Origin of the sequence: Flavobacterium undicola, assembly GCF_009909155.2 — a bacterium.
GTDB lineage: Bacteria > Bacteroidota > Bacteroidia > Flavobacteriales > Flavobacteriaceae > Flavobacterium > Flavobacterium undicola.
Window position 1 is genome coordinate 111,375 of the sequence record NZ_JAAAPM020000012.1, and the last position, 16,240, is coordinate 127,614.

The window sequence follows — 16,240 nt, forward strand, 5'->3', positions numbered from 1 at the left end:
AAGCACGCTTTTTAGAAACCAATTATTAATTTTTTATTTATTTCAAGCAAAATTAGTATTCCTAATTTTAATCGAGTGCAAATGTATTTCTTTAATTCTGTTTTATACTAAAAAAGCCCCACAAATGTGAGGCTTAATTTATTTAAATTTGGTTTTAGAGATTATCCTAAAACTTCTTTTACTTTTTTACCAATTTCAGCTGGTGAATCAACAACGTGAATTCCGTTGTCTCTCATGATTTGTTTTTTAGCAGCAGCAGTATCGTCAGAACCTCCAACAATAGCACCAGCATGCCCCATAGTTCTACCAGCAGGAGCAGTTTCTCCAGCGATAAAACCAACAACTGGTTTACGGTTACCATCAGCTCTAATCCATTTAGCAGCATCAGCTTCTAATTGACCTCCAATTTCACCAATCATGATGATAATTTCAGTTTCAGGATCGTTCATCAATAATTCAACTGCTTCTTTAGTAGTTGTTCCAATGATTGGATCTCCACCAATACCGATAGCTGTAGTGATTCCTAAACCTTGTTTTACAACTTGGTCAGCAGCTTCGTAAGTTAAAGTTCCTGATTTAGAAACAATCCCTACAGTTCCTTTTTTGAAAACGAAACCTGGCATGATACCTACTTTAGCTTCACCTGGAGTAATGATACCAGGACAGTTAGGTCCAATTAATCTAGCGTTTCTCTCTTTAACGTAGTTGTTAGCATAGATCATATCCGCAACTGGAATACCTTCAGTAATTGCAATAATTACTTTAATTCCAGCATCAGCAGCTTCCATAATAGCATCAGCAGCAAAAGCTGGTGGTACAAAAATAATAGTAGTATCAGCTCCAGCTTGATCCACTGCATCTTTAACAGTGTTAAAAACAGGAAGATCTAAGTGAGTTGATCCTCCTTTTCCTGGAGTTACACCACCTACAACGTTAGTACCGTATTCAATCATTTGAGAAGCATGGAAAGTACCTTCGCTTCCTGTAAATCCTTGTACAATTATTTTGGAATCTTTGTTAACTAAAACACTCATGATATATATTTTATATGATTTTTAAATTTGTGATGCAAAAATAAGGTTTTCGAAATTATTTTGAGCGGTTTTCTTATCAAAAAAAAGATTGATATTTGACTCATTTTGTTAGCTTACTCACAAACTATTGGGTTTTTAAACAAAACACAATAATTATGGTAAGTTTTCTATTGTTTCAGCTTATCAAGAATTTCCGGAATTTTTTTGATATTGGCTAATTGTTTTAATTTTTCTCTGGATTCTTGAATTGGTGTTCCAAAATAAGTTTTCCCACCAGCAACCGATTTGGTTACTCCTGTTTGACCTAATAAAACTGCTTTCTCTCCAATGGTGATTCCGCTTGTTGTTCCTACTTGTCCCCAAATGGTTACTTCGTCTTCGATAATAACACAACCGGCAATTCCTGTTTGAGAAGCAATCAAACATTTTTTTCCAATAACAGTATCATGACCTACATGAACCTGATTGTCAATTTTTGTTCCTTCTCCAATAGTAGTATCACCAGTAACTCCTTTATCAATGGTACATAACGCACCAATTCCAACATTGTCTTTAATAACTACTCGCCCACCAGAAAGCAATTGGTCAAAACCATCAGGACGTTTTTTATAATAAAAAGCATCTGCACCCAAAATGGTTCCAGCATGGATAATAACATTATCACCTAAAACAGTATGGTCATAGATAGAAACATTAGAATGTATCACACAGTTTTTTCCAATAACTACACCGTTTCCAATAAAAGAATTAGGCTGAATTATAGTTCCTTCGCCAATAATAGCAGTTGGAGAAATAGCAACTCCTGAAAACTGAAAAGGTTTGAAATAATTAGTTAGTTTATTAAAATCTCGAAATGGATCATCCGAAATAAGAAGTGCTTTTCCTTCAGGACAGTCCACTTTTTTATTAATCAACACAATAGTAGCTGCTGAGTTTAATGCTTTGTCGTAATATTTAGGATGATCTACAAAAACAATATCTCCTTTTTCTACCACATGAATTTCGTTCATGCCCAAAACCTCAAAATTCTCATTCCCTACAAATTCACAATTAAGTAAATTTGCGATTTCTTTTAAAGAATATGCTGTTGTAAATTTCATATATTTTAATTTGAAAATGTGTCAATTTGAAAATGTGTCAATTAGAAAATAAATTACGAAACTGATATTGCATCAGCAATTTTCTAATTGACTCATTGACAAATTATCAAATTGATTCATTACTCTTTAACACGCTCCATGTAAGAACCTGAAGCGGTATCGATTTTAATTTTATCCCCTTCATTAATAAACAAAGGTACGTTAACTGTAGCTCCTGTTTCAACAGTTGCTGATTTAGTTGCATTTGTTGCTGTATTTCCTTTTACTCCTGGCTCAGCATAAGTTACTTCAAGAATAATTGAAGCTGGCATATCTACTGATAAAGGCAAATCAGTTTCAGTATTAACCTGAACCATTACATTAGTACCTTCTTTCAATAAATCCGGATTATCAAGAATGCTTTTGTTCAAAGTAATTTGCTCAAAAGATTCGTTATTCATGAAATGAAATTGATCTCCTTCAGCATATAAATACTGGTAAGTATGTGTTTCTACACGTACATCTTCAATTTTATGTCCTGCTGAGAATGTATTATCCAATACTTTTCCAGTTGTTAAACTTTTCAATTTTGTTCTTACAAAAGCAGGTCCTTTTCCTGGTTTAACATGTAAAAATTCGATAATTTTATAAATATCGTGATTGTATTTAATACAAAGTCCGTTTCTAATATCTGATGTAGATGCCATTGTTTTAATTTTTTCCCCACCCCAACCCTCCCCGAAGGGGAAGGTGACTAGATGGAATTATGTTACTTAATTAATTTATATATGTTTTTTTGCAATCTGAATTAACTCCCTCTCCTTTGGAGAGGGCTGGGGTGAGGATTAATAATTTCCTGAATATCCTTTCATAATACCGCGAGAAGAATTTCTAATAAAATCGATGATTTCATCTCTTTCTGGAGTTGCTTCCATTTCAGCTTCAATGATTCCTAAAGCCTGAGTAGTATTGTAATTCTTTTGATATAAAATTCTGTAAATATCTTGAATCTCTCTGATTTTTTCGGTTGCGAAACCTCTTCTTCTTAATCCAACAGAATTTATACCTACATAAGACAAAGGTTCTTTAGCCGCTTTAGTATAAGGAGGAACATCTTTACGAATTAATGAACCACCTGAAACCATAGCGTGATCTCCAATATTGATAAACTGATGCACTGCTGCTAAACCACCTAATACGGCGTGTTTACCCACAATTACATGGCCACCTAAAAGCACACCATTTACAATAATAGCATTATCACCTACAACACAATCATGTGCAATGTGTGCTGCCGCCATTATTAAACAATTATTTCCAATAACGGTTTGCCCTGAAGCACTTGTACCTCTATTGATTGTTACACATTCTCTAATGGTACAATTATCACCAATTATAGCCAATGAATCTTCGCCACCAAATTTTAAATCTTGAGGAACTGCTGAGATAACTGCTCCGGGAAAAATATTGCAATTTTTTCCAATTCTTGCACCTTCCATGATGGTTACATTAGAACCTATCCAAGTACCATCACCAATAATCACATTATTGTGAATAGTAGTAAAAGGTTCAATAACCACATTTTTGGCAATTTTAGCGCCAGGATGAACATATGCTAACGGTTGATTCATCTATTTTGTTTTTATAATTAATTACCTTAATTACTATTAAAAAATCTTTATAGTAACAGGGAGGGAACTGTTTCTATCTATTGTTGTTTCTTTGCTATTTGCGCCATTAATTCAGCTTCAGCAACTAATCGTCCATTAGCATAAGCATTCGCTTGCATGTGACAAATTCCTCTTCTAATAGGAGTAATTAAATCACACTTAAATATCAAAGTATCACCAGGCAATACTTTATATTTAAATTTAACATTATCAATTTTCATGAAATAAGTTAAATAATTCTCAGGATCAGGAACAGTACTTAAAACTAAGATTCCTCCTGTTTGTGCCATAGCTTCTACAATTAAAACGCCTGGCATAACGGGAGCATCTGGAAAATGTCCAACAAAGAAATTTTCATTCATTGTTACATTTTTCATTCCCACCACGTGATTATCTGACATTTCAATGATTCTGTCAATCAATAAAAATGGAGGTCTATGAGGTAACACAGCCATAATTTTATGGATATCCATCAAAGGCTCTTGATTTAAATCGTAAACAGGAACGTAGTTACGCTGTTCGATTTTAATCATTTTTGCCATTTTTTTAGCAAATTGTGTGTTTACAAAATGCCCTGGTTTATTAGCAATAACTTTTCCTTGGATTTTTGTTCCAATCAAAGCTAAATCACCAATTACATCCAATAATTTATGTCTTGCAGCCTCATTTGGATAATGCAATGTTAGGTTGTCTAAAATACCATTAGGTTTTACATTAATTGTGTCTTTACCAAAAGCTACTTTTAAATTTTCCATTGTAGTTGTAGATATTTCTTTATCTACATAAACAATAGCATTATTCAAATCGCCACCTTTAATCAAACCATTGTCTAAAAGAGACTCTAATTCGTGTAAAAAACTAAAAGTTCTTGATGATGCAATTTCAGATTTAAAATCACTTATATTTTTAAGTGTTGCATTTTGTGTACCTAATATTTTAGTACCAAAATCAACCATTGCAGTTACCGTATAATGATCACTAGGCATTACCAGAATTTCGCTACCGCTAGCTTCGTCAGTAAAAGAAATAACTTCTTTTACTACATAAACATTACGTTTAGCATTTTGTTCTTCAACACCTGCTTTTTCTAAAGCTTCAACAAAATATTTTGAAGAACCATCCATAATAGGAAGTTCTGAAGCGTCTAATTCAATGATAACATTATCTAAATCGCAACCTACTAAAGCTGCTAAAACATGCTCTGGTGTTTGAATTTTAACGCCTAATTTTTCTAAATTTGTCCCTCTTTGAGTATTTACAACATAATTTGCATCGGCCTCAATTACAGGATGTCCTTCAAGATCTAACCTAACAAAAGTAAAACCATTATTTGCAGGAGCAGGTTTAAAAGTCATTTTAACTTCTTTACCGGTGTGTAACCCAACTCCAGTTAGTGAGATTTCTGTTTTGATGGTCTTCTGTTTAACCATTGTTTCCATTTTTTTGGTTTAATATTTGTTTTTTTAATTCTTCAATTTCTGCAATAATCTTAGGGAAATTTTTAAAATGCACATAGGATTTACTAAAATCACTATAGCCAAATGTTGGGCTTCCTTGCAAAATTTCGTCGTCTTTGATATTTCTGGCAACTCCAGACTGCGCTTGGATTCTAACATTATTTCCAATGGTCAAATGCCCGGATATCCCTACTTGTCCACCAATCATTGCGTTTGTGCCTATTTTAGTAGAGCCAGCAACTCCTGTTTGAGCAGCAATTACGGTGTTCTCCCCTATTTCAACATTATGCGCTATTTGAATTTGATTGTCTAATTTTACCCCTTTTCTAATTATTGTTGAGCCTAATGTCGCTCTATCAATTGTTGTACAAGCTCCTATTTCAACATCATCTTCAATAATCACATTTCCTATTTGAGGAATTTTCTTGTACGTACCATCCGAATGAGGTGCAAATCCAAAACCGTCTGAACCAATAACCGTTCCTGCATGAATAGTACAATTATTGCCTATTATCGTTTCTGAATAAATCTTGGCGCCCGCAAAAATAGTGACATTATTACTAATGACAACATTATCTCCAATAAAACAATTAGGATAAATTTTCACATTATCACCCATAACCACATTGGTACCAACATAACTGAAACTACCTAAATATAGATTTTCACCATACTTTACGTCTTCAGCCAATACAGTATGAGATTCAATACCTACTTTAGCTGCTTTCTTTGCCTGATCATAAAATTCTAATAATTTAGAAAAAGCTATATAAGCATCCTCCACCTTAATCAAAGTAGTTTTTAATTCTGATTCAGGAATAAAAGTTGTGTTTACAATCGTTATTGTAGCCTCGGTTGTGTAGATGTAATTATTGTATTTGGGATTAGATAAAAAAGTTAGAGAACCTACTTTTCCTTCTTCGATTTTAGATAACTGATGCACTTCAGCCAGAGGATTCCCTACTACTTCACCTCCTAAAACACCCGCTATTTGTTCTGCTGTAAATTTCATTCCGACAAAAATATAAAAAAATAGATTTTAAATGTGGATTTATGCTAGTTGTTTTGGGAAACAAATATAATATTTGGTCACCGATTTTGATAAAGATTTTAAATTCAACTGATCAGATGACTCTATAACATCTTCAACAGTACGGTCTTTTTTCAAAATTCGTATAGGTTCAGCTTCCTTATCATAAGCCTGATTTTTTATTTTTCCTTTAAAAATAAAATAATTTGTATCGGCTATACTGATATTGTTTTCTAATGCGAAACGCTCTTTCAATGGATTTAAATCTTCAACAGCTACTTTTTCACTAGTTAATTTTATTTTCAATAAATCTCTATTGATAATCATTTTACTCAAAGACGACAAAATAAAATCATCGTGTCTTTGCCAAGCTTTCAATGCGCTAATGATATCAAAATCATCTAATTGAGAAAACAAATCTAAGGTTTCAGTATTAAACGATTCTAAAACAATTTTATTTTGCATAAAAAATTGTAATGGCTCGCTGCAAGGTAAAACAATTCCTTTTAAAGTCAGTTCTTTAGCACGCTTTAATATTTTTGTCAAAATCAATTCGCCCACTAAACTGGTTTTATGTAAATAAGCCTGCCAATACATCAATCGACGGGACATTAAAAACTTTTCTACCGAGTAAATTCCTTTTTCTTCAATAACTAAAAAATCATCCTCAACATTCATCATCTGGATTAAACGCTCTGAATTGACATTTCCTTCGGCCACACCCGAGTAAAAACTATCGCGTTTTAAGTAATCCATTCGATCCATATCTAACTGACTCGAAATCAATTGCAACATGAATTTTCGATGATAATCTCCTTCGAATATTTTAATCGCTAGACTTAGTTGTCCTTTGAATTCAACATTCAATTGACGCATAAATAACAGCGAAATTTCCTCGTGATGCACATCTTCTACTATACTTTTTTCCATAGCATGCGAAAACGGTCCATGACCAATGTCGTGTAACAAAATAGCAATATAAAGTGCGTTTTCTTCTTCTTCTGAAATAGAAACTTCCTTAAATCGTAAAACATCCACCGCTTTTTGCATCAAATGCATACAGCCCAAAGCATGATGAAAACGAGTATGATTCGCTCCCGGATATACTAAATATGACAAACCCATTTGTGTAATTCGACGCAAACGCTGAAAATAAGGATGCTGTATTAAGTCGTATATTAAGGCATTAGGTATGGTAATAAACCCGTAAATAGGGTCGTTGAAGATTTTTAGTTTATTGATTTGACTCACTACAACTTGAATTTTAGGTTGACAAATATAAGTAAATTAGATTTTAAAAACAGATAATTTACTAATTCTGGTTTGCCTCTCTCTAGTAAAAAGGAGCATTTTCTCCACTCCTTTTACCTCTTTTTTAAAGTTTTCTAATCCAAATATTTCTGAATTGATTTTTAGAATCATGATCTTGAAGCAAAATAACATCATCGCCATGAGACGACGGATAATTGTGCAAACCGATATAAAGTGTTAAGCCATTTATTGTTACATTATTCTGTATCAAAACACCGTTTAAAAGTACTGTAATTCTGGCTGGACTATCAATTTTTCCATCTGATTTGAATCGGGGTGCAGTATAAATCACATCATAAGCATTCCATTCTAATGGTGTTTTTACCGCGTTTACTAATGGTGGATGATCTTTATAAATACTTCCCGCCTGACCATTACTATAAGTTCTGTTATTATAAGAATCTAATATTTGCAATTCATATCTATTTTGGAAAAACACTCCACTGTTTCCTCTTGCCTGTCCACCATCTAAAACTTCATCCGGTGTACTCCATTCCAAGTGCAACTGACAATCTCCAAAAGCCATTTTAGTTTGAATCCCACCAGAACCGGGAACAACTTCCATGTAGTCTCCGTCAACAATTTTCCATGTTGCAGGTTTATTGACATCTTTTTTACTCACCCATTGATCTAAATTTTCGCCATCAAATAAAATAATAGCATCCGAAGGTGCATTGCCAAGGGTTTTAGCAGGCGTAATTATTTTTACTTCCGGTTCCCAAATTTCAGTCATTTCAGGTTTCATTGGCATCGGGGAAACTTCCGGCGGTGTGTTCACAAATTTATGTTGTGCCACAGCTACAGTAGCTGAAAATAAGGTTATCATTAAAAAAGATTGCTGCAAAATTTTAAATTTCATGGTTAACTATTTTTGGTTTGTTAAAGATGTTATCAATATTAAGCATTTTTTTGAGAACTAACTTTTAATTAAAATGAACTATTTGATGGTTGCTTTAAATTTTGCAACAAAACATTTCAGCTGTATTATAAATCCAATTAAAACAGCTTGTTAAAAAAATTAACATAAAATTAAGTTCGGTTAGTTCGGTAATCACCGAACCAATTGTAAATTTGCAAAAAAATTATCATGGATTTTAATACAGAAAGAGAAGAAATCATCGAATTGTACGGAAATCATTTTGAGAAACTATACAATATTCCTCCTCTAGCGGCAAGAATTTTAGGTACACTAATCATTGACGGATGCAAGACCGGATTGACATTTGAATCTTTGGTCGAAAAATTAAGTGCCAGCAAAAGTTCTATTTCTACCAATTTGAACTTACTTTTAAAAATGGACAAGATATTCTATTTTACGAAAGCTGGAGATCGAAAAAAATATTTCAAACCAGCTAATTTAAGTGAACGATTGGCCAATTTTCATAAATTAATTGATTCTGAAATGGTCATTATTGATCGAATGATTGATTACCGGGAAGCAACTGCCTCTTGCCCTGAAGAAAAATGCAATTTAGAAAACGTAAAAGCCTACAGAACTCACCTTATCGAAGTTGGAAAAGTATTTACCAAGACAACCAATGAGTTTAAACAAATAGAAATCAATAATAATAACAATAAATAATCCATCACAATGAAGAAACTTTCATTAACCATTATAAGTTTAGTACTCTTAGTAGCTTGTGGAAAAAAAGAAGAGCCAGCGGCACCTCCTGTAATGCCCTACAAGGTTGTTGAAATAACAAAATCAAACACTACTTTATTAGCAGAATATCCTGCCACTTTAGAAGGTGTAACCGATATTGATATTCGTGCAAAAGTGGATGGATATATTGAAAAAATATACGTTCAGGAAGGTCAGGAAGTTAAAAAAGGACAATTACTTTTTAAATTAGAAACACAAACAGCAAATCAGGAAGCTAGTGCTGCCAAAGCAAAAGTAACTGCTGCTCAGGTGGAAGTAAATCGTTTGAAACCACTAGTCGACCGTAATATTATTAGTGATGTACAATTAGAAACGGCTAAAGCAAATTTAGCCAGTGCCAGAAGTACCTATCAAAGTATTATTGAAAAAATAAATTATGCGTCTATTAAAAGTCCTGTTAACGGAATCGTTGGGACATTGCCTTTGAGACTAGGAAGTTATGTAAGCAGTCAAACGGCTGAACCTTTAACTCGTATTTCAGATGTTAGTACCATTTATGCTTATTTTTCAATGAATGAAAAACAGCAATTGGATATCACAATGCATGCCGCGGGGGAAACATTCCAGGAAAAAATTGGTAAAATGCCTAGTGTCAATTTAATATTGAGTAATGGTATGCAATATGAACAAGAGGGTAAAATTGAAACTTTTAGCGGACAGGCCAATACACAAACAGGTTCGTTTAATGTAAGAGCAAGTTTCTCCAATGCAAACAAATTATTGCGTTCTGGAGGAAGTGGAACGATACAAATCCCAACTAATTTAAAAGATGTGATTTTAATTCCACAAAATGCGACTTTAGAATTACAAGACAAACGCGTTGTTCTGATTGCTGATAAAGAAAATAAAGTAAAAGCTGTTCCTGTAGAAGTTCGTGCTGTACCTGGAGGACAATTTTTTGTAGTGGATAAAGGATTGAATGTAAAAGATAAAATTCTTATTGAGGGAGTTGGTATTGTTGCCGAAGGAACTGTAATCAAACCAGAATTAGTGGATTATGCGACCGTAATTACTCCTGAAAAAAAAGCCATTAACTAACTCGAATAAATAATACTGTATGTTTTCAAAATTCATTGACAGACCCGTTTTGTCAACGGTGATTTCTATTATCATCGTTATACTGGGGATTTTAGGGTTAATCTCGCTTCCCGTTTCGCAATATCCCGAAATAGCACCTCCTACCGTATCGGTATCTGCAAATTATCAGGGAGCAAGTGCCGAAGTAGTAATGAACTCGGTAGTTATTCCTTTGGAAGAACAAATCAATGGTGTGGAAGACATGACATATATGACTTCTACCTCAAATAATGATGGTTCAGCATCGATTAATATATTCTTTAAATTAGGTACCAATCCTGATTTAGCAGCCGTGAATGTGCAAAACCGTGTAGCACGTGCGACCTCATTATTACCGCAAGAAGTGACCAAAGCCGGAGTTACCACATCAAAAAAACAAAGTGATAACATCTTGATTTTATCTTTGTATAGTGAAAATCCGGATTATGATATTACGTTCCTTCAAAACTATGCTAACATTAATATTTTACCAAAGATCAAGCGTGTAGCAGGTGTTGGAGATGCTATGATATTTGGTCAAAGGGATTATTCGATGCGTATTTGGCTGAAGCCAGATGTAATGGGAGCTTATGGTTTAGTACCTTCGGATATTTCAGCATTATTGGCCGAACAAAATATTGAAGCAGCACCCGGACAATTGGGTGAAAGTAGCGACCAATCTTTTCAATACACCTTAAAATACAAAGGACGTTTACAAAGCACAAAAGAGTTTGAAGAAATTATCGTGCGTTCTACCCCAAATGGCGAAGTGCTAAAATTAGGTGATGTAGCTAGAATTGAACTTGGAGCGGTGAATTATGCCAGTAAATCATTTACTAACGGAAACCAATCTATTGCCATTGCCATTGCGCAAACAGCAGGTTCTAATGCACAGGAAGTGATTGAAGGTTCTTTGAAAGTAATGGATCAATCGGTGGTTAATTTCCCAAAAGGAGTAAAATACACCACTTTAATTAATGCTAATGATTTCCTGGAAGAATCTATTTCAAAAGTAATTCATACGCTTATTGAAGCCTTTTTATTGGTATTCGTTGTGGTTTTCATCTTTTTACAGGATTGGAGATCCACACTTATTCCGGCTATATCAGTGCCTGTTGCAATTATTGGAACATTCTTTTTCCTAAGTTTATTTGGTTTTACCATTAACTTATTGACATTATTTGCATTGGTTCTTGCCGTTGGAATTGTCGTCGATGATGCCATTGTGGTTGTCGAAGCCGTGCATGCCAAAATGGAAGCCGGAGAACACGATCCTAAAAAAGCAGCGCATAGTGCCATGAGCGATATTAGTAGTGCGATTATTTCGATCACCTTAGTAATGTCGGCCGTATTTATTCCGGTTTCGTTTATTAGTGGTTCGGCAGGGGTTTTCTACAAACAATTCGGATTGACATTAGCCATTTCTATTGTACTTTCTGCAATTAATGCGTTGACCCTTTCACCTGCTTTGTGTGCTATTTTCTTAAAAAATCATGGCGAGAAAAATAATAAAGGATTTGTAGATCGTTTTTACACTGCCTTCAATGCCGGATTTGATACTACAACGTCTAAATACAAAAGATCTGTTGAGTTTTTGATTAAACGCAAATGGTTGGCTTTCCTAGGAATTGCTGTTTTCGCCGGGATTTTTGTTTTATTATTAAATACTACTCCAAAAGCCTTTGTACCTAGTGAAGATACAGGAGCAATCCTTTCTGATGTTTCATTGGCACCGGGAACTTCATTAAAAAGAACGGAAGAAGTATTGGTACAAATCGAAAATAAGGTAAAAGACATTCCTGAAATTCAGGAAGTGCTTCGGATTTCCGGTCGAAGTTTGATTAGTGGTACCGGTAGTAACTACGGAATGGTAATCGTAAAATTAAAACCTTGGGCCGAGCGTAAAGAGGCTAATCAGGAAATAACAGCTATTGTTCAGGAGTTGTTCAAGCGTGCCGCTACTGTTAAAGATGCCAAAGTGCTGTTTTTTGCCCGTCCTACATTGGTTGGTTTTGGTTATTCGAATGGTTTCGAATTTCAATTACAAGATCAAAAAGGAGGCTCCATTCAAGAATTAAGTGAGGTTAATAATAAATTCCTGGAGGCTTTAAACAGTCGTCCGGAAATTAAATATGCTGCTACTTCGTTTTCTCCAAATTTCCCTCAATATCGCATTGATTTGAATGTGGCTGCTATCAAAAAATCAGGTTTAACAGTAACCGATGTTTTAGGAACCATGCAAGGCTATTATGGAGGAGTTTATGCTTCAAACTTTAATAAATTCGGAAAACAATACCGAGTTGTGTATCAATCTGAACCACAATTCAGAAACGATCCAGAATCCTTAAATAAAGTATTGGTTAGAAATAATAATGGTCAAATGGCTCCTATTTCACAATTTGTGAAACTGGAAAAAGTCTTTGGACCACAAGCTATTGAGCGTTTCAACTTATTTACTTCCGTTAAGATAACTGGTGCGCCAAAAGATGGATACAGTTCCGGTGACGCCATTAAAGCCGTTCAGGAAGTAGCCAGCCAAAAACTACCATTAGGCTATGGTTACGAATTTTCGGGAATGACGCGTGAGGAAATTAGCGCTGGTGGGCAAACCTTGTTTATTTTCTTACTGTGTTTGGTGTTTGTGTATTTCTTATTGGCAGCCCAATACGAAAGTTACATCTTGCCATTTGCTGTTTTATTATCATTACCAGTTGGTTTAGCAGGAGCCTTTATTTTTGCTTATTTGTTTAAATTGAGTAATACTATTTACCTGCAAATTACGCTCATCATGCTTATTGGATTATTAGCCAAGAATGCCATTTTGATTGTCGAATTTGCTGCCGATGCAAGACGAAAAGGTTTGAGTATTTCTCAAGCTGCTGTTCAAGGTGCTGTTGCCCGTTTACGTCCTATTTTGATGACATCCTTTGCCTTTATCCTTGGATTATTGCCTTTAATGTTAGCTAAAGGAGCTGGAGCTGTAGGGAACAAAGCAATTGGAACGGGAGCTATTGGAGGAATGTTAATCGGAACTATTTTAGGAGTATTTGTAATTCCGATCTTGTTTATCGTTTTCCAAACTTTACAGGAAAAAATTTCGATAAAACCCTTGCCTGTTGCAAATGAATCAGATGTTCCATCTTTAGAGAAAGAAAATGAAAAATAAAATATATAAAATTACGTTGCTCGTACTTACAGCATCAGTAATGCAAGCTTGTTTTGTTGCCAAAGATTACAAGCGTCCGGATGTAAAAACAGAAAATTTATACCGTTCTGAAAAAGTATCAACAGATACTCTTTCTCTGGCGAATGTGAGTTGGGATAAGATTTTTACCGACCCAATTTTACAAGGCTATATCAAAAAGGGATTAGAAAGTAATTATGATGTTCGTATTGCCATGCAAAATTTAGCCGCTGCACAAGCGACTATGTTGCAAGGAAAAGCAGGCTACTTCCCTACTCTGACAGCCACTGCCGACTGGACACATCAGGAATTATCTAAGAACAGCCAAATGGGGGCTATTGTAAGCAACACTTCCATTGACCAATACCAATTGACAGGAACTTTAAGTTGGGAAGCCGATATTTGGGGTAAAATTCGAAGCAACAAACGTGGTACGAAAGCAGCCTATTTGCAAACCAACGCTGCCAATCAAGCCATCAAAACACAATTGATTGCCAGTATTGCATCTGCATATTACCAATTATTGGCTGTTGACGAACAAATTAAAGTAGCGGAAGAAACTTTAATCAACAGAGACAAAAGTATCGAAACGATCAAAGCCTTGAAAAAATCAGGAACGGTATCCGAAGTTGGTGTAAAACAAACTGAGGCGCAAAAATATGCTACCGAATTGATTATTGCCGATTTAAAAAACAACCGTATTTTATTAGAGAATACTTTGAGTGTGCTTTTAGGTCAGGCACCAACAAAAATTGAACGAAGCAGTTTTGATGCTCAAAAATTGCAACCTACCATTACGTTGGGAGTCCCTGCAAGTTTGCTTCACAACAGACCTGATGTCATTGCAGCCGAATACAATTTGATCAACAATTTTGAGATGACTAATGTGGCTAAAAGTGGTTTTTACCCATCGTTTAAAATCACGGCTACCAGCGGATTGCAAAGTATTGATTTAAAAGAATGGTTCAGCGCCAATTCTATTTTTGCCAATATTGTAACGGGTTTAACACAGCCTATTTTCAATCAAAGACAGGTGAAAACCAAGTATGAAATTGCAAAAGCCAATCAGGAAAAAGCCTATTTACAATTTGAGCAATCGCTTTTAACTGCAGGAAAAGAAGTTTCGGATGCATTAGCACAATACAACAACGAAACTTACAAAATCACGGTTCGTGAGAAACAAGTAGATGCGCTTAAAAAAGCCGCCAGTTTTTCAGATGAATTATTGACCTATGGATTAGCGAATTATTTAGAAGTTTTGACTTCTAAAAATGATGCGTTGAATGCCCAATTGAATTTGGTAGACAACAAATACCAACAATACAAAGCCATCATTCAACTATACAGAGCCTTAGGCGGCGGCTGGCAATAAGCTTAATTCTTATACCAGAATTAAATTAGGTTATATATTCAAAAAGCCATTAAGTTCAACTTAGTGGCTTTTCTTTGCTGTTATTTTTCGAATTATTTATAAGCAATTGCGGCACTTGTTGGACCTGTTAAAGCTAACAATGAAGTTGATTTAAAACCAATTTGCGTGGCCCATTTATTAAAATCATCAAATGTATAATCAAAACCATCTCCTGTTTCAATCAACATGTTTAAACTCATCATTAACCCAAAGGCATTTTGTTTTCTTTCATTGTCAATTACTGATTCAATAGCAATGAAAACGCCTCCATCAGGTAAGGCATCATAAGCTTTTTGCATTAACATCAATTTATTTTCTTCATTCCAGTCATGCAGTATATTCCCCATGGCAATCACATCTGCTTTAGGCAAAGAATCAGTAAAAAAATCACCACTAACAGCTTTTACCTGCTTCGAAACGTCAAATTTTTGAATGGTCTCTTTTGCCATAGCTTCAACTGCCGGCAAATCAAAAGTAGTACAACTCATATTCGAATTGTATTTAGCAATCATTGTAGACAAAATTCCCGCAGAACCTCCTACATCTAAGAAGGTTTTGTATTTCGAAAAATCAAACTTTTGTGCCAAAGCCATAAAATTCCCAATTTGGATACTCGTCATAGCATTTACAAATCCTTTTAACAATTCCGGATCTTTATATAAAGTAACAAAAATAGGCTCATTCCCATTTTTGGACTCATTTTGAACCAATCCCGTTTTTAAACCGTCTTCCAGATTGCTCCAAAAACCATAAAGTCGATCGTTCATCATCTCCAGCATTCCACCTACATAACTTGTCTTAGCTTTATCTAAAAACAGTTCTGTATCCAAACTATTTGAATATTTTGCAGTTTCCAAAAGTCCATCCCGTTTCAAAAAACCAAAACTAAATAAAGCATCTAAAAAATCAAATAAATGCCTATCAGTACAATTTAATTTCAGCAGGCTTTTAATTTCCTTAGCTGATAAACTTCCTTCTTTAGCCAAATGAGTAAATAATTCAAATTTTACTGCTGTAAGTAAAATTTTTGATGCCCAAAATCCAGAACCAATTTGCATAATACTAGCCGGAGAAGGCTGATTTTTTTGATTTTCCATTTTGAAATATTTTTAAGTTTAAAACCACACAACTAACTACAAGTCAGTGATATAAAATTAAACATAATCTATTTCATAAGAAAGCAAATAATATTATTTAATGGGGTTATACTTTATAAAATAATTGAGTTATACACTTAATATCTGTTTTATGTTTTTTTGATAAATCGGTTTTGCATTCACCATTCTTTCTATGGATTTATGAAAAATACTTGTTTTAAATTGAGAACGGTTTATCCTAAAACAAA

13 protein-coding genes and 1 pseudogene are annotated in these 16,240 nt (G+C 34.4%); 4 read left to right on the forward strand and 10 right to left on the reverse strand.

Translation table 11 applies throughout. The features are described from left to right. Positions 1 to 161 precede the first annotated feature (161 nt). The 8 genes from sucD to GTZ96_RS09140 all read right to left on the reverse strand — a co-directional run bounded on the left by sucD (position 162) and on the right by GTZ96_RS09140 (position 8,440). Positions 162 to 1,034, reverse strand: a complete 873-nt coding sequence (gene sucD / locus GTZ96_RS09105; protein ID WP_161643316.1) for a succinate--CoA ligase subunit alpha — start codon at positions 1,032 to 1,034, stop codon at positions 162 to 164. Between the two features lie 167 nt (positions 1,035 to 1,201). Continuing rightward, positions 1,202 to 2,134 carry a UDP-3-O-(3-hydroxymyristoyl)glucosamine N-acyltransferase gene (locus GTZ96_RS09110; protein WP_161643318.1) on the reverse strand — a complete coding sequence of 311 codons (933 nt, stop codon included), beginning with the start codon at positions 2,132 to 2,134 and terminating at the stop codon, positions 1,202 to 1,204. Between the two features lie 119 nt (positions 2,135 to 2,253). Beyond that, positions 2,254 to 2,820, reverse strand: coding sequence for an elongation factor P (gene efp, locus GTZ96_RS09115; RefSeq protein WP_161643320.1), 567 nt, complete (start codon positions 2,818 to 2,820; stop codon positions 2,254 to 2,256). A gap of 138 nt (positions 2,821 to 2,958) precedes the next feature. Then, a complete protein-coding gene (gene lpxA / locus GTZ96_RS09120; protein WP_161643322.1) occupies positions 2,959 to 3,744 on the reverse strand; it encodes an acyl-ACP--UDP-N-acetylglucosamine O-acyltransferase in 786 nt (261 codons plus the stop codon). A gap of 77 nt (positions 3,745 to 3,821) precedes the next feature. Continuing rightward, entirely contained in the window at positions 3,822 to 5,213 is a 1,392-nt protein-coding gene (locus GTZ96_RS09125; protein ID WP_161643355.1) for a bifunctional UDP-3-O-[3-hydroxymyristoyl] N-acetylglucosamine deacetylase/3-hydroxyacyl-ACP dehydratase, read from the reverse strand. Next, positions 5,206 to 6,252 (reverse strand): UDP-3-O-(3-hydroxymyristoyl)glucosamine N-acyltransferase, encoded by a 1,047-nt coding sequence (gene lpxD / locus GTZ96_RS09130; protein ID WP_161643324.1) that lies wholly within the window; start codon positions 6,250 to 6,252, stop codon positions 5,206 to 5,208. The genes GTZ96_RS09125 and lpxD overlap by 8 nt, the downstream gene beginning before the upstream one ends. A 39-nt stretch (positions 6,253 to 6,291) precedes the next feature. Next, entirely contained in the window at positions 6,292 to 7,521 is a 1,230-nt protein-coding gene (locus GTZ96_RS09135; RefSeq protein WP_161643326.1) for an HD domain-containing protein, read from the reverse strand. A gap of 124 nt (positions 7,522 to 7,645) precedes the next feature. Beyond that, positions 7,646 to 8,440, reverse strand: a complete 795-nt coding sequence (locus GTZ96_RS09140; RefSeq protein ID WP_161643328.1) for a 3-keto-disaccharide hydrolase — start codon at positions 8,438 to 8,440, stop codon at positions 7,646 to 7,648. A gap of 228 nt (positions 8,441 to 8,668) precedes the next feature. Here GTZ96_RS09140 and GTZ96_RS09145 point away from each other — a divergent pair, with 228 nt between their 5' ends. Genes GTZ96_RS09145 through GTZ96_RS09160 form a run of 4 tightly spaced genes read left to right on the forward strand, consistent with a single transcriptional unit; the run spans position 8,669 to position 14,856 of the window. After that, on the forward strand, positions 8,669 to 9,163 hold the full coding sequence (locus tag GTZ96_RS09145; RefSeq protein WP_161643330.1) for a GbsR/MarR family transcriptional regulator: 495 nt from the start codon (positions 8,669 to 8,671) through the stop codon (positions 9,161 to 9,163). A gap of 9 nt (positions 9,164 to 9,172) precedes the next feature. Continuing rightward, positions 9,173 to 10,282, forward strand: coding sequence for an efflux RND transporter periplasmic adaptor subunit (locus tag GTZ96_RS09150; protein ID WP_161643332.1), 1,110 nt, complete (start codon positions 9,173 to 9,175; stop codon positions 10,280 to 10,282). 19 nt (positions 10,283 to 10,301) lie between these two features. Continuing rightward, positions 10,302 to 13,466 (forward strand): efflux RND transporter permease subunit, encoded by a 3,165-nt coding sequence (locus GTZ96_RS09155; protein ID WP_161643334.1) that lies wholly within the window; start codon positions 10,302 to 10,304, stop codon positions 13,464 to 13,466. Next, positions 13,456 to 14,856 (forward strand): efflux transporter outer membrane subunit, encoded by a 1,401-nt coding sequence (locus GTZ96_RS09160; RefSeq protein WP_161643336.1) that lies wholly within the window; start codon positions 13,456 to 13,458, stop codon positions 14,854 to 14,856. The genes GTZ96_RS09155 and GTZ96_RS09160 overlap by 11 nt, the downstream gene beginning before the upstream one ends. Positions 14,857 to 14,948: 92 nt before the next feature. Here the strand turns inward: GTZ96_RS09160 and GTZ96_RS09165 are convergent, their stop codons facing one another. Both GTZ96_RS09165 and GTZ96_RS09170 read right to left on the reverse strand, forming a co-directional pair. Beyond that, positions 14,949 to 15,992, reverse strand: a complete 1,044-nt coding sequence (locus GTZ96_RS09165) for a methyltransferase (protein ID WP_161643339.1) — start codon at positions 15,990 to 15,992, stop codon at positions 14,949 to 14,951. A 129-nt stretch (positions 15,993 to 16,121) separates the two neighbouring features. Then, positions 16,122 to 16,240, reverse strand: a pseudogene (locus GTZ96_RS09170) (IS1595 family transposase); the annotation flags it as partial.